A 13,862-nucleotide genomic window follows, 5' to 3' on the forward strand; every position below is an offset into this window, starting at 1 on the left:
GCACGTCTGGCGGTTGTAGGGCTGTGACTTGCGACGATATCGAGTACGGCGACCGCGTGATTAGCATTCCGGAGCGAGGACCGCGACAGGCTGGGCCTACCTCAGCACGTGGCAGGACCTCCGGCAGCTCAACCACCCACGACATCCGACCAGCTCACAAGGAGGCGTCGCCCGTGCCTGACGAGATCGTGTTCACGGTGAATGGCGTCAACGCGGTACCAGCACGGCGCATCTCGCTGGTCGAGGCTGGCCTACTTGAACGTCAACACCTGCAGCAATGGGTCATCGACCATCCCGAACTTATCGACGGTAATATGAAGGTCGTCACGTTCGAATACGGGCGTTGGATGACAGCCGGCGGCACGCCGGCTATCGACCGGCTCGATGTGTTGGGTCTGGACCGGGCCGGACGGCTCGTTGTCGTCGAACTCAAGCGGGACCGCGCCCCAGACACCGTCACGATGCAGGCGATCAACTACGCGGCTATGGCCCGCCTGTTCAGCCTCGACAGTCTCGCCGAGGTCCACGCGGCTCACCTTGGCGGCGACACGACCGCCGACGAGGCGTTGGCACAGCTGAAGGATTGGGCCGAAGGCGTGTCTGACGAGACACTGCGAACGCCACGGATCATCCTCATGGCCGGCGACTTCGGACCAACGGCTACCAACGCCGCCCTCTACCTGTACGAGTCCGGCATTGACATTCGACTCGTCCGCTACCAGCTCTACCGCACCAGTGGTGGAGAGACCGTCTTGTCGGTAGCGCAGCTCCTGCCGGTTCCGGACGCGGAGGAGTACATGGTCCGTCCGCGCTCGAGCAGTGGCACCCAGATCGTCGCGCAGGCCGCGAAAGTTCGTCGGGCCTCCGCCGTGGATCGGCTGATCGCCCACGGAACCATCCCCGATGGCACCAAACTGACCATTGTCGTACCCGACCAGGTCGGCCAGGACCGCGAAACCATCCGTGCCTGGCTGGCGGCAGACCCCGACCGTGCCCGTGTGCGCTGGCACAACGACAGCTCCGGTCCCGCTGAATGGGCGCACGACGGTTCACGGTGGCGGCTGATCCGGCTAATCAGCCACATCATCGAAACCGCGACTGGGCAGCCGCCCAACGCCCAGGTCTGGGGGCAGAGTTGGTTCCGCGACCAGAACCAACGCACGCTGCACCACCTCGCCGAGCCGCTGCCATAGCGCGAACCGAGCTCTCACGCCGCGTCCGCTTACGTTCGGGCTGCCAGCAGCCCGGACCTACGACATCAACGAACCCAGCTTCACCGTCCGTTCTCGCGGCCGGCTCGGTCGCCTTCGCCAGCGCCGGCGGCCTGCTGCTCGGCGTGGTTCCTGAAACGGTCCCTCATTCCCCGCCCTGGTCCTGTCTTTGATCAAGGCGTGGTGCTACGCCACGACCCCAGGACGGCGCGATGGCAAGATCACGGACGCCATTGCCGCGGAACCCGGACCTCGACCGGCCCGACGTTGGTGAGCAGCATCTTCATCCGGCTGCCGTTACGGCTGTTCCCACTGCCCCGACCTGCGCGGCCGTGCTTGTCATAGCCGACATGGTCGGTGATCTCACCGTCCAGCGCGGACCCGTAATTCGCTTGGCCAACTGCTGCTGCCCGGTCCACCAGCAACGTGCCGTTCGCGTCACCGGGACTGTCGCAGAAGACCGCGTGCAGCAGACCCTCGCCCTTCTTGTCGACGTCGCGGCTGGCACGTAGAGGCCAACTCGACCCCGAGATCGGCAATCTCTCGATTTTGTATCCGATGGGACTCGAACCTTGAACCTTCTGATCCGTAGCAACCTCTGCCGAACCACATCGCCCGATGGTCTTGCCTCGATGTGGTGGTGTCTCGCGGCGAGCTGCGGCATGAAGCCCGAAACCACCGCCGGACCTCGGCGATCTCGCTGCTCTGGTGCCTGATCACCCGGCCCGTCGGCATCACAGCACCCGATCGCTCATTGCGACAGCGCCGGACAGGCCGCGTCGGGGTCACCGCGCCAAACCGGCCGCGACGTTGACGACAAGGTCTTGGCACCACATTTGGGCTAGGTAAGGGCAGCAGGACGACCCCGTGCAGCCCCTGTCTGCCACGCGAGTCGGAGCATCTGCCTCTTCGCCAGTTCGCGGATCTTCTGCCCCGTACGGAAACGTGCAACGCTGCGAGCGCGCTCACGATGACATCGACGTCGGACATGCCGCCGGTTCGGAAGTCGTCCAATACATTGCGGGCGCGATCCTGATCGAACTTCAGGCCGTAGCCGTTTTGCCGTAGAACTTCAAGCGGTCCAAGTGCTCGCGCAGCCGTTTGCTACCGATACCGGCCGATGCTGGCCTGCCTCGAAGAAATCGAGGAAGCGGACCGGCCCATTCCAACGGCGCCCTCGACGGTTACAGATCTTGAATGGTCAGGTTGTGCCGGGTTCGAGGGTCAGTCCGGTGTGAGCGAGGAACCCGTCGAGTAGGTCGGTGCGGTACTGGATGGTCTTGAGTCGGTTCTTGATGATCGCGAGGAGATGGTCGACGCCGGTCACGGCGAGGTTGCCGATGCTGCGTTTGAGGTGCGACCAGACTGCCTCGGTCGGGTTCAGGTCCGGGGCGTAGGCCGGTAGTCGGATCACGGTCAGCCAGTCCCGGGCGTCGAGCAACTTGCGCATGGCGGCGGAGACGTGGGTGTTCAGATTGTCCCAGACGCACACGATCGGGCCGCCGAGCTGCTGGTGAGCGGCGTCGAGCAGGGCGATGTAGTCGCGTTCGCTGAAGCTGCGGCGCTCGTTCTTCCGGCCGCGGTGCGCGATCGTCCGGTAGATCAACCGGGATCGCTTCCCAGGCCGGTAACAAGTCAGCCCGGCGATCGAGACGCGGCCGGAGCCTTTGCCCGACACCGGGACGACCGGGGTGTGCCCGCGTGGTCCCCAGGTGCGTGCCTTCGGAGGGCGCAACGTCTGACCAGCCTCATCCTCGAAGACCAGCCACGCCTGCCGCTGCGCCGCTACCGTTTTCCCGCCGGCCACGTCTCCCGCCGCCAGGTGGTGATCGCGGCTTCGTCACGCTCGACCGCACGACGCGCCGGGACCTGCACCGACCAGCCCAGCCGGTACATGATGTTCGCCGTGCCACGCAGCGTGTACCGGATACGGAACATCCGGGCGATCAGGTCCGACACCCGCGCCAGCGTCCACCGCTGATCACTACCGAAGCCGTACGCCGCCGGCCCCTCCTCCAGAGCATCGGCCAGCCGCCGCAGCCGGCCCTCATCCAGGCGGCACCGAGACCCACCCGGCCCCTTCGAGGCCAAGGCCTGCTCACCACCAGCCCGCCACCGCTTGCGCCACCCGTACACCGCCGTCTGCGACACCCGCAACCGCGCCGCGATCTCCGGTACCGACACATCCTGGGCGAACCACCCGGCCGCCTGGTGTCGTACCGCCTCACGCTGTGCCCGCCCCCGCGCGGACAACCCACCTCCATCGGGATACCTCATCCCATCGATCTACCCCAGCCCAAGGCCCATCACACAGACCACATCGGACGAACCTGGCCATTCAAGATCTGTAGCCGGGAGGAGCCGATACCCGGTCAGCTCGGCTTATTCTGACGACTGCCTCAGTTGCAGCAGGAGCTTCTTCGCTCCGGGCGCCCCGCTGTCGATGGCTCGATTCACCGCCGCCTCGGCCTCCGGCCGATCGCCGGTCTTGATGGCCCATTCGGCCATCGTGACCAGAGCGTGGGTGTCGCCGGCGGACGCGAGCCGTCCCAACAGTCTCTTCGCGCCGGCATGGTCGCCGCGTCGGTATCGCGCCTTGGCGACCCAATGCCATCCGCTGTCCTTCGGTCCCAGGTGTTCCAGCCGTGCGTACTTTGCGGCCAGATGCTCGGCGGTGGCCTGGTCGCCCGCCTGCTCGTACGAGGCGGCCAGCTTGACCAGTGCGAAGACTTGCCCGACGCTGGTCAGCCGCCGGTAGAGTCGGCGCGCGGCACGGACGCGACCCTGCCGCTCGCGGAGCTCTGCCAGCTCGAACAGTGACCGGTGCAGGCCGCCGTTGAAGGCACGCCAGAGCAGAGCCTCGCCTCGGCGCTCGTCACCGGACCGCGCGAGGACATGCCCGGCCACACGCTGGGCATTGGGATGGCCCGACTCGATCGCGAGGTCGCAGTACCTCGTGACGAGCGCGGGGTCGTTGGCCGTCGTGGCGAGAATGACCATCTCGGTAATCGCATCGTCGAAGCCGAGTGCCATCGCGCGCCGCATCACGGCGAAGGCGCGTGGCAGGTCCGGGCCGGTGTACCGCCACGCCAGCCCGGTGAGCGCCTCCCGGTTGCCGTGCTGGAACGACTCCTCAGCGAGCCGGAGAGCGTCGTCGTGTTCGTCGCGTTCGGCGAGGTCGCGGGCCTGGTATTCCACCTCTCGCGCCCCGCCGTTGGCCAGGGCGGTCTGGTAGAGCTCGTCGGCGACCTCGTACCGCCCTTGGCGTGCGTGCACTGATGCCAAGCCGACGAGGGCGTGCGGGTTGGTGCCGTCATCCGCGAGGGAATACCAGGCTTCGGCGGCGTCGTAGTCGCCCGAGTCCTCTCATCGGTGACCAAGAACAAGCTGCGACCGGGTATCTCCGTTCTGCGCCGCGAGTTCGAGGTACGGCGATGCCTCGTCGCGGCCCTCGTCCTCTTCCACCATCGCTGCGAAGGTGGCCAATCCGGCTCGATCACCGCGGACCGCCGCCTCCAACGCCAACCGGTGGGCGATCTCCCGCCGATCGCGCCGGTACGCCGCCCTGGCCATGGCCACCGCATCCCCGCCGGTGACGTCGTCGCGCAGCGCGGCCGCCCAAAAACCGTCCGGTGGGCGGCTGCCCTGGCGGGTGCGCTTGCCGTGCTGCTCCAAGTAGTCGGCGAGCCGGAAGTCGTCGCCGGCCCGCGACAACGGTCCCCGGGCGCCCTGACACAGCGGAAGTAGATAGTCCGTAAGGGCACGGTCGAACCAGTCGATCGGCAGGGTGGCACGTTGCAGGTCGGTCAGGTAGGACTGGGCCGCAGCGGCCAAGAAGCCCCTTGGTAAGACTTCGCCCCAACCGAGACGGCGGGCGTCCATCGCGGCGTGCAACACGGCTCGGGCCACCGGGTCGGCCGTTCGATACCGCTGGATCTGCGCGGGGCCGCCGGCGAGGTACTGAGTGATGTGCCCTTCCTCGGCCCGGGCTAGGGCCTCGGCGAGGCGGGCGTCGGTGACCGCGGCCTCGGCGAGTCGGCCCGACTCGACGGCACCGAAGGTCTCCGGGACGGGAACCAGGTTGCCTGTGACGAGGATCCGCGCGTTCGGTCGGGTCTCGCTGCCGATCTCGACCTCGGCCGGGGCCAGGCGCAACCGGTACTCGTGCCAGAGCGTCCCCAGGATCAGTACGGGGGTGCAGTCGGCGCTGCGGAGCGCTTCCGACAACCCGGCCGCGATCGTTTCATCCCGGCGAACGTCGTCGGTGTACAGATAGCGAGGCAACTCGTTCAGCCACAGCACGGTATGCGCCCCGACCGACGGCAACCGCTCGACCAGTTCGTCGGGCGACGCCGGGTGCCACAGGCGCCAATGGCTCGGCAGGCGGTGGATCTGTTCCCAGGCCGAGCGGGTCTTTCCCGTCGAGGAGTTGCCGAGCAGCAGTGCGATTCCGCTGGTGCCAGCGGCCGCCTTCTGCACAATCTTCTCGAGATCACCGTCGTGCTGGCGGGGAACGTACGGCGGCAGCTCGGGGAGGTCGGTGGTGTCGCCGAACGGGGTGATCGCCTCGTGAACCTCGAGGGCGAACGGGCTCCCCGCCTCGGATATCAGGCGGCCAGGGCCCTCGTCCACTCCGGACGAATAGCAGGATTTCGTCGCGCGCCGCAGGAGCTCGGGGGCAGCGGAGGCATCGAACACCTGCCGGCGCTTGTCGATCGTAACCGTACGGGAAGCCCGTCGCGCCGGATCCGCGAAGGCGGCCTGGATGTCGACCCACCAGGCCTCGTTGTCGTCTGGGTGCGATAGGACCAGGATGACCGTGGCGTTGCCGCCCAGCCAGTAGTGGAGGTCGCGTTCGCGGCAGGTGTAGCGGAAGGACGTGTCGGTCTCGCCCGGGAACGGCAGCGTGCTGGCCTTGCTCTGCACCAGCAGCGTCAGGTTGAGAGCCTCTTGAGTAACGGGATCGATGAGCTCGATGCGGCCGTCAATTCCATGATCGAGCCGGTGTGGTTCGAAGAGGAAGCCCATCGCGGTCACCCGGGTATGGATCAGCGCCATGCCAGCCTCACCGATAAGGGTTTGCCGGCTGACCTTCTTGCCTCGAGACACTACCCGTCATCCTCACGGCTCGACGCGAAACCTGACTCCGGGCGAGTATGCCTCGCGGGTACGACGACTCCGGCGGCCGAGCGGAAATGTCGGCCACCCGACAGCCGATGGCCAGAACGTCGCCGCAGGATAATGGGGAAGTGTGGATCTAAAGGCGGGACTGCGTAGATTTCGGCTCTGGCTCACTTTCGGTGGTAGCAGAGAGTAGCGATCTCAACGGCTGGGTGGCGGCGCTGTTTAAATTGGTGCAACCAGGGCAAACAGGGCAGCGAGTCGGGTCGCGCGCTTCCGGCGAAGACCCCGAGACATCAGCGTCATCGGTCCCCGCGCGCATCTGCGAGGTCGCTACGGAATGTCACCACCGAAAGTGAGCCAGAGCCGACATGGTCGGTGGTCAGGCGCCACGGTTCGGTCGGTAGTGCACTGCCCCTTCGGTCGCGTGAGTGTCGCCGCCGCCCGCCCAATACCCGATGATGAGCCACAGCTCGTAGTGCAGGAGCCATTCGGTGGTCCAGGGCAGGATCGTGGTCGCCAGGAGCATGTGGTGTTTCCACTCGCCCGGGTAGTACAGGCACAGCTCGTCGCCGGGGTAGACGTGCGGGAGCGCCTCCGCGTCTGAGTGCAACTCGAGCACAGGAGGGTCGATGACGGTGACCTTGGGACGGAGTCCGTGCCGGTAGGTCAGACGCACGGTGTAGGTCCGGCTGGCCGGCGACGGCTGTAGCCGGACGGTGCAGGTGAGCTCGCCGCCGCGGACGGCGCCTTCGGCGTTGGGCAGCACGGTGGTGATCGCGACGAGCTGCCTGGTGAGGTTAACCGCGCGGGTGGGGATGCTAACCATGGAATGTGTGTCGTGGGACGCGCGGTCCGGATGCGGTCGTGGTGAGCAGGCCGCCGGTGGCCATGTGCAACTTGCCGGTCTTCAGCTCGATGGTCCGGCGCTCGGCAAGCCGCTGGAAGGAGCGTTGCACGGCGTCGGCGGTGAAGCTTTCCGACATCCGGGCGGCGAGGGTCGGGAGTCCCTTGTGCTGCAGATGCACGAATTCGTCGAGCAGCACGGCGAGGTCGTTGTGCCAGCGGAGGAAGGCTTTGCGCCGCTCCGGATACTCGTTCCACTTGTCGGCGAAGTTCTCGTCCTCGTGCGCCGGGTTGGGCACCCAGAACTGGCCGTGGCGGTTCTCGACGTACGCGTTCATCCGGTCCATGACGGCGCGGGTGGCGGTGAAGAGGTCGGACTCGCCGAGGTAGGCGCGGGCGGCGAGGGTAGTGATGAGAATCGACGGGGGCCGGTGGTCGGTGTCGTCGGCGAAGTACAGCATGGCGTGCCACTTGAGGATCTGCACGGCCCGCTGCAGGGTGCTGCGCACCTGCCAGTCGGGCACGTCGGCGACGTTCGCGTGCCGCTTCGCCTCGACGAGGCGGCGATCGAGCTGCGACTGCTGCTGGAACCAGGTGGCGTAGCCGATCGGGTTGGAGTGCTGCCACAGCCGCAGTTGCTTGTCGATGAGCAGGATGCCGGTGGGCGGCAGGTCGGCGTCCGGGATGGTGGGCAGGACGTCGAGGTGGAAGGGAAGCGGGCGTGTCAAATGAACCGTGGGTGAGGGGTGGCCTGATCGGACAGGCAGGATGTGTCTTGCCTGTTCAGAAGGGACTCCCGCATGACAATCATGGATGTATCTCAGGATCCGGTGATCGGCTCCGAGGCGGCAACACCATCGGCGGTGATCGCTGATAGCGAGGCGGCGGCACGGGTGGCGGGTCTGCTCCCGCCGGAGACAGTTGACGCGTTACTGGCCGACGCTAACCGGCGAGGGCTGGCCGTCGACGGGCCGGGTGGGTTGATCCAGCAGATGATCGGCGCGGTACTTGAACGGGCGTTGGAAACCGAGATGGCCGAACACCTCGGCTATGAACGGGGCGAGGCGCCGGACGGGGTGAGTGTCGGCAACCACCGCAACGGGCACTCGGCCAAGACCGTGATCACGACGGCCGGACCGGTGCGGATCCAGGTCCCGAGGGACCGTGGGTCGTCGTTCGAGCCGAGGATCGTGCCGAAACGACGCCGGCGGCTCGGGCAGATGGACGAGGCGATCCTGAGCCTGTATGCCCGGGGCATGTCGACCCGGGATATCCGGGACCACCTCGGCGAGATCTACGGCGCCGAGGTGTCCCACGAGACGGTCGCGAACATCACCGACGTCGTCGCCGACGAGGTACGTGCCTGGCAAAACCGGCCGGTCGACGAGGTGTATCCGATCCTGTATGTCGACGCTATCCGGATCAAGGTCCGGGACAACGGCACCGTGGTCAACAAGGCCGCTCACCTCGTCGTCGGGATCGACGTCGACGGCTACAAACACGTCCTCGGGGTGTGGATCCAGGAGACCGAGGGCGCGAAGTTCTGGCTACGGGTACTGACCGACCTGCGTCAACGTGGCCTGCGGGACGCGTTGATCGTCTGCTGCGACGGGCTGACCGGCCTACCCGACGCGATCGCCGCCGACTGGCCCGACGCGGTGGTTCAAACATGTGTGGTTCACCTGCTGCGCAACAGCATGCGCTACGTCTCCTACAACGACCGGCGCACCATCGCCGCAGCGCTCCGACCGATCTACACCGCGGTCAACGCCGACGCCGCCGAGACAGCGATGGCCGAGTTCACCCGGGTCCACGGACGGCAGTACCCCGGCATCGTCGCGGCCTGGGAACGCGCCTGGAACGAGTTCGTGCCGTTCCTGACCTTCGATACCGACATCCGGAAGATCATCTACACGACGAACCTGATCGAGTCGATCAACTACCAACTACGGAAGATCGCCAAAACCCGAGGACACTTCCCCACCGACGACGCCGCCCTCAAACTCCTCTACCTCGGCATCCGCAACATCAGCCGACAACGCGGAGGAAACACCGGCACCGGCACCTGGGGCTGGAAACGAGCCCTCAACGCACTCGCCATCCACTTCCCCGGACGCCTACCCCTCTGACCAGCACAAACAAACCAAGAAACGGCTACACCCTCACCCACGGATAGCTTGACAAGCCCGTGGAAGCCTTCGTCTGGGTAGCTCAGGGTCCAGCAGCGGCGGGTGGACTCGCAGCTGGCGGGTCGAGACCCTGCAGGCGTACTACGACACCGGCTACGTCTTCACCCGACCGGACGGCCAGCCCTACCACCCCGGGTACTTCACACATCGCTTGGGAATTCTCATCAAAAGGTCGCAATTGCCACCTATTCGACTACACGACCTACGCCACGGCGCCGCTTCCCTGGCCCATGGCGCCGGGGCGGACCTCAAAATCATCCAGGCCCAACTGGGTCATTCGCGGATAGATACCACCGCCGACGTCTACACCAGTGTGCTACCAGCCGCACAACACGAGGCAGCCGCCGCTACCGCTGAACTCATCCGCAAGGCAGCCCGAGACCGCCGCACAGCCATCCGCCGCGCAGCCCGCAAGGCCGCCAGGACGGCCAAAAAATCAGAGGAGCCAGCCAAGCCGGACCAACAGAACGACAGCAAAACCCCAGGTCAGAGGCATGATGATCATTGAGTCACCACGGAGAGTGACGGTGCAGGTGTGACACGGACGTGACAACGGGTGTCCACACCCCACTAACAATTAGGGCGTCTGACCCGCGTTTCCGCAGGTCAGACGCCCTTTGATCTTGTGCGCCCGAAGGGACTCGAACCCCTAACCTTCTGATCCGTAGTCAGATGCTCTATCCGTTGAGCTACGGGCGCATGTGCTCGATCAGCATACACATACCGATCTCGCGCGGAGACTCCGGGATTCGAACCCGGGAGGGGCTTTAAGACCCCAACCGCATTAGCAGTGCGGCGCCATAGACCAGACTAGGCGAAGTCTCCCCGGTGGCCAGCAGACCACCGCCGACCGAGAATACAGGTCCCCTACCGGCTGGGGCAAAGCGAGTATCCCGCGCGCCGTACCCGGGACGTGGTCGAGCGGTTGATCGAGTCGCGTCCACGGGCGCTTCCGGGAGGTGGAGTGGGGTCAAGCCGACTAGGCTCGCTGGACATGGAGGAGCCGCCGCCCACCGATCCGACGCCTGGCCGCCGCCCCGGAGCCAAGTCGACGCCACGCTCCCGCACCCCGAAGCCGGCCTTCACCCCACCGTCTCCCACGCCGGACGTAGCGCCCCAGGGCGGGTCCCGTAAGGCCAGGGTGGCGCCCGCAGTGCTCTTCCAGCCTCCCGCCGAGGAACATCAATCGACACCGGTGTCCGGTACGACCCCCGGGCCGGTCGACGGGGAGACACCGGTCACCGGGCCCGAGCCTCCCGCGACCACTCCGTCGGAGGTGAGCACCACGGCGCCCCCGACGCAGGCTCCCGCCCCGACCCAGACGACCCCGGCTCGGCAGCCGGCCGCACCGAAAAAATCGGCCACTCCCCGAAAGGCGGGTACGCCCCGGAAGGCCAGTGCCCGCCGAGCGAGCCAGCCCGAGCCCACCACCCCAGCCAGCCCCGAACCAGCCAACCCCGAAGTCAGCCCCGAAGCAGTCAGCCCCGAACCGGTCAGCCCCGAGACCGGCGGCACTGAAGCGGCTCGGGCTGTGGTGGCCAAGCGGACCGGTCACAAGGCCACCTCGGCGAAGCGCCCCAGCGCGGCAACGGTGGTTCCGGCGCAGCCGCGTACGCCCGCACCTCCCCGACCACCGATTGCCGCGCGCCTGCTCGACCATCCCGGGTTCACCCCCGAACTGCTGGCCGTCGCCGCCGTGAACAGTCTGGGTCCGGCCGCCGGGTCATGGGCTCGGCAGACCCGGGCGAGTTATCCCACCGCCAGCACCCATGGCCTGGCCCGGTTGATCACCACCCGGTTCGTCCGGTTGGCCGGCGTGAGCGGCGCCGCCTCGGCCGCCGCCGGCCTCCTCGCACCCGTCGCGGAACTTGCCGCCCTCTCCTGGACCCAGGCCGGGCTGGTGCTGCACCTCGCCGCGGCCTACGGCCTGGACCCCACCGATCCGGAGCGGGCGGTGGACCTGCTGGTGCTGACCCAGGTGCATCCGGACGACCGGTCCGCGCGCAGCGCCCTCGACGCCGCGCTCGCGGCGGGGCCGGACGGCGACGACAGTGGCCTGCACCGGGTAGCGGAGGCGGGGTGGCGGCTGGCCGCGCCGCTGGCCGCCCAGGCCGGTGGCTGGCTGGTGCTGCGCCTTGCGGCACGGCTGCTGCCCGGTGCGGCGATGCTCGCCGCCGCGGCGGGCGACTCGGCGGCAGCGCAGCGGCTGGCCGCGCGAGCCATCGCCCGTTACAGCCAGTCGAACCAGCTTCGGGGCAGCGAGGCGTAGCCGACGAAGGCGACCACGTCGAGCAGGGTGTGCGCGATGACCAGCGGCAACACCCGCTTTGTCTTCAGGAACACGAGGCTGAAGACGACTCCCATGATCGCGTTTCCGACGAAGGCACCGAAGCCCTGATAGAGGTGGTACGACCCGCGTAGCACGGCGCTCGCGGCGATCACCGCGCCGATCCGCCAGCCGAGGTCGCGCAGTCGGGTCACCAGGTACCCGACCACCACGATCTCCTCCAGGATCGCGTTCTGCGCGGCGGCCAGGATCAGCACCGGCACCGCCCACCAGATCTCCGGCAGACCGGCCGGAACCACGTTGGCGTTGATCCCGAGTTGGGCGGCGACGAAGAACAACCCCAACCCGGGTATGCCGATCAACGCGGCCAGGCCGACCCCCAGGCCGAGGTCGGTGCCGGGCCGCCGGGCGTCCAGGCCGAGCGTCAGTCGGGCGTCACCTCGGTCGCGGTTGAGCAGGTGTACGGCGAGCAGCACCGGCACCAGGGCGAAGAGGATGTTCAGCAACTGGTACGTGAGGTCGAGCCAGGGCCGGGCCGACTGGGAGGCGTTGAGGGTCGCGGTCTGCTGGGAGAGCGGTCGGTCGGCGGTGAGCCGGCCGATGATGTTCACCGCCGAGTAGACCGCGGACTGACCGAGGGAGACACCGAGAACCAGCAGCACCTCGGTGCCGAGAGTCCGGCGGGACACCGGCCGGGCGAGATCAACCGTCACCCAACCACTCTGCCTCACGCTGCGGCGACTCGGCCGCCCTCGGACGGTGAATCTTCCCGCCTCCGCCGTCCCTGATCATCACCTCGGGATTGGTCGCACAATCTGTGCGACCACGATCCACGCAGAGTGGCCATCCTGATCGAGACGGACAGCCCAATCGTCCCGCCATCCGATCAGCTCGTACGTGCGCCGGTCGCACGTCGTCATCGAGAAGGGCGCAATGGACAACCTGGCGCAGGTGTTGAAGGAGAGTTGGACCCTGGTCGAGGAGGACCGGGACAAGATCGCTGGACATTTCTACGCTCGTCTCTTCCTCTCCAACCCGCAGTTGCGTCAGCTCTTCCCGGTGCAGATGACCGGGCAGCGGGACCGGCTGCTGGAGGCGGTGATCTCGGCGATGCAGACTTTCGACGATCCGGAGCGGTTCGACGAGTTCCTGCGCGGGCTCGGCCGTGACCACCGCAAGTACCACGTCAGCCCGGACCACTACGCGATGGTCGGCGAGGCACTGCTGGCGGCTCTGCGTACCGCCGGCGGTGATCAGTGGAGCATCGAGTACGACCAGGCGTGGCAGGACGCGTACGCGGCGATCTCGGAGAAGATGATCGCGGGTGCGGCCGACGATCCGAACCCGCCGTTCTGGCACGCCGAGGTGCTGACCCATGAGCGTCGGGGCCGGGACGTGGCGGTCTTCACCTGCCGCCCCCTGCAGTACCCGCTGCCCTACCGGGCGGGGCAGTACGTCAGCATCGAAGTGCCCCGCTACCAGCCCCGCCTCTGGCGTACCTACTCGATCGCGAACGCGCCGACCGAGGAGAACGTGCTCGAGTTCCACGTACGGGCGGTCGGTGCCGGCTGGGTCTCAAGCAGTCTGGTCCGCAAGATCAAGCCCGGCGACCTGCTCCGGTTGGCCGCACCGATGGGCTCGATGACACTGGACCGCAAGTCGAACCGGGACATCCTCTGCGTCGCGGGTGGGGTGGGACTTGCCCCGATCAAGGCGCTGGTGGAGGAGTTGACGCTGTACAACCGCACCCGTTGGGTGCACGTCTTCTTCGGCGGGCACAGCCAGGACGAGTTGTACGGTCTCACCGAGCTCTACCAACTCGCCGCCGAGCATCCCTGGCTCTCGGTCCTCCCCTCGTGCAGTGTCGACGACGAGTTCACCGGCGAGCGGGGCGACCTGGCCGAGGTTCTTGCCCGGTACGGCCCCTGGACAGCGCACGACTGCTTCGTCTCCGGCTCCGCCCCCATGGTCCGTTCCATCCTGCGCACGCTCGCCCAGCACGAGGTGCCGCCGGCCAACATCCGGTACGACACCTTCGGCGACCTCTAGCCCTTTCGCACCACCCCGCTACCCAGCCCCTCCCCCCAGCCGGGGGTCGGGGCCCGCCGGGCCGGGCCCCCAACCCCCCCCCCCCCAAGGCGGGGTGGGGTGCCAGGGGGGGGGTCCGCCCCCGGGGGGGCGGGGGCCCGCGGTAGAGCCCCGGGGCCC

At 67.5% G+C, this 13,862-nt stretch carries 13 protein-coding genes, 2 tRNA genes and 1 pseudogene; 5 read left to right on the forward strand and 11 right to left on the reverse strand.

Annotated elements, in window-relative coordinates; all coding sequences use genetic code 11:
- The first annotated feature begins 173 nt into the window (after positions 1–173).
- Positions 174–1,193 carry an endonuclease NucS domain-containing protein gene (locus ACIBF5_RS02805; RefSeq protein ID WP_396807458.1) on the forward strand — a complete coding sequence of 340 codons (1,020 nt, stop codon included), beginning with the start codon at positions 174–176 and terminating at the stop codon, positions 1,191–1,193.
- 254 nt (positions 1,194–1,447) lie between these two features.
- Here the strand turns inward: ACIBF5_RS02805 and ACIBF5_RS02810 are convergent.
- The 7 genes and pseudogenes from ACIBF5_RS02810 to ACIBF5_RS02840 all read right to left on the reverse strand — a co-directional run.
- Positions 1,448–1,591, reverse strand: a pseudogene (locus ACIBF5_RS02810) (transposase); the annotation flags it as partial.
- 821 nt (positions 1,592–2,412) lie between these two features.
- Positions 2,413–3,018 carry a transposase gene (locus tag ACIBF5_RS02815; protein WP_396807460.1) on the reverse strand — a complete coding sequence of 202 codons (606 nt, stop codon included), beginning with the start codon at positions 3,016–3,018 and terminating at the stop codon, positions 2,413–2,415.
- Positions 2,997–3,464 (reverse strand): winged helix-turn-helix domain-containing protein, encoded by a 468-nt coding sequence (locus ACIBF5_RS02820; protein WP_396807462.1) that lies wholly within the window; start codon positions 3,462–3,464, stop codon positions 2,997–2,999. Before ACIBF5_RS02820 ends, ACIBF5_RS02815 begins: the two co-directional genes overlap by 22 nt.
- A gap of 129 nt (positions 3,465–3,593) precedes the next feature.
- A complete protein-coding gene (locus tag ACIBF5_RS02825; RefSeq protein WP_396807464.1) occupies positions 3,594–4,409 on the reverse strand; it encodes a tetratricopeptide repeat protein in 816 nt (271 codons plus the stop codon).
- Between the two features lie 168 nt (positions 4,410–4,577).
- Positions 4,578–6,320, reverse strand: coding sequence for a DUF4365 domain-containing protein (locus ACIBF5_RS02830; RefSeq protein ID WP_396807466.1), 1,743 nt, complete (start codon positions 6,318–6,320; stop codon positions 4,578–4,580).
- 394 nt (positions 6,321–6,714) lie between these two features.
- Positions 6,715–7,161 carry a hypothetical protein gene (locus tag ACIBF5_RS02835; protein ID WP_396807468.1) on the reverse strand — a complete coding sequence of 149 codons (447 nt, stop codon included), beginning with the start codon at positions 7,159–7,161 and terminating at the stop codon, positions 6,715–6,717.
- Positions 7,154–7,906, reverse strand: coding sequence for a hypothetical protein (locus ACIBF5_RS02840; protein ID WP_396807470.1), 753 nt, complete (start codon positions 7,904–7,906; stop codon positions 7,154–7,156). The genes ACIBF5_RS02835 and ACIBF5_RS02840 overlap by 8 nt, the downstream gene beginning before the upstream one ends.
- A gap of 165 nt (positions 7,907–8,071) precedes the next feature.
- Here ACIBF5_RS02840 and ACIBF5_RS02845 point away from each other — a divergent pair, with 165 nt between their 5' ends.
- Together ACIBF5_RS02845 and ACIBF5_RS02850 are read left to right on the forward strand one after the other, a co-directional pair.
- Complete coding sequence (locus ACIBF5_RS02845) at positions 8,072–9,307, forward strand: IS256 family transposase (RefSeq protein ID WP_396808249.1); 1,236 nt, start codon at positions 8,072–8,074, stop codon at positions 9,305–9,307.
- 130 nt (positions 9,308–9,437) lie between these two features.
- Positions 9,438–9,875 carry a tyrosine-type recombinase/integrase gene (locus tag ACIBF5_RS02850; protein ID WP_396808251.1) on the forward strand — a complete coding sequence of 146 codons (438 nt, stop codon included), beginning with the start codon at positions 9,438–9,440 and terminating at the stop codon, positions 9,873–9,875.
- Positions 9,876–9,993: 118 nt separating this feature from the next.
- On the opposite strand, the gene ACIBF5_RS02855 is transcribed toward ACIBF5_RS02850, so the two are convergent.
- The 3 genes from ACIBF5_RS02855 to ACIBF5_RS02865 form a co-directional block, all read right to left on the reverse strand.
- Positions 9,994–10,066, reverse strand: a tRNA-Arg gene (locus ACIBF5_RS02855).
- Between the two features lie 35 nt (positions 10,067–10,101).
- Positions 10,102–10,192: transfer RNA gene (locus ACIBF5_RS02860), tRNA-Ser, on the reverse strand.
- A gap of 357 nt (positions 10,193–10,549) precedes the next feature.
- Positions 10,550–10,822 (reverse strand): hypothetical protein, encoded by a 273-nt coding sequence (locus ACIBF5_RS02865; protein ID WP_396807472.1) that lies wholly within the window; start codon positions 10,820–10,822, stop codon positions 10,550–10,552.
- 79 nt (positions 10,823–10,901) lie between these two features.
- Between ACIBF5_RS02865 and ACIBF5_RS02870 the strand changes: the two genes are divergently transcribed.
- Positions 10,902–11,636: a hypothetical protein gene (locus tag ACIBF5_RS02870; RefSeq protein WP_396807474.1), complete on the forward strand. Its 735-nt coding sequence runs from the start codon at positions 10,902–10,904 to the stop codon at positions 11,634–11,636.
- Here ACIBF5_RS02870 and ACIBF5_RS02875 read toward each other — a convergent pair.
- Positions 11,597–12,367: a CPBP family intramembrane glutamic endopeptidase gene (locus ACIBF5_RS02875; RefSeq protein ID WP_396807476.1), complete on the reverse strand. Its 771-nt coding sequence runs from the start codon at positions 12,365–12,367 to the stop codon at positions 11,597–11,599. The two genes, ACIBF5_RS02870 and ACIBF5_RS02875, sit on opposite strands and share 40 nt — an antisense overlap.
- Positions 12,368–12,587: 220 nt before the next feature.
- On the opposite strand from ACIBF5_RS02875, the gene ACIBF5_RS02880 reads away from it, so the two are divergent.
- The gene (locus tag ACIBF5_RS02880) at positions 12,588–13,703 is read left to right on the forward strand and encodes a globin domain-containing protein (protein WP_396807478.1); all 1,116 of its coding nucleotides are present in this window, start codon (positions 12,588–12,590) and stop codon (positions 13,701–13,703) included.
- Positions 13,704–13,862 lie beyond the last annotated feature (159 nt).

The sequence above is a fragment of the Micromonospora sp. NPDC050417 genome (genome assembly GCF_044458865.1).
Classification (GTDB): Bacteria; Actinomycetota; Actinomycetes; order Mycobacteriales; family Micromonosporaceae; genus Micromonospora_G.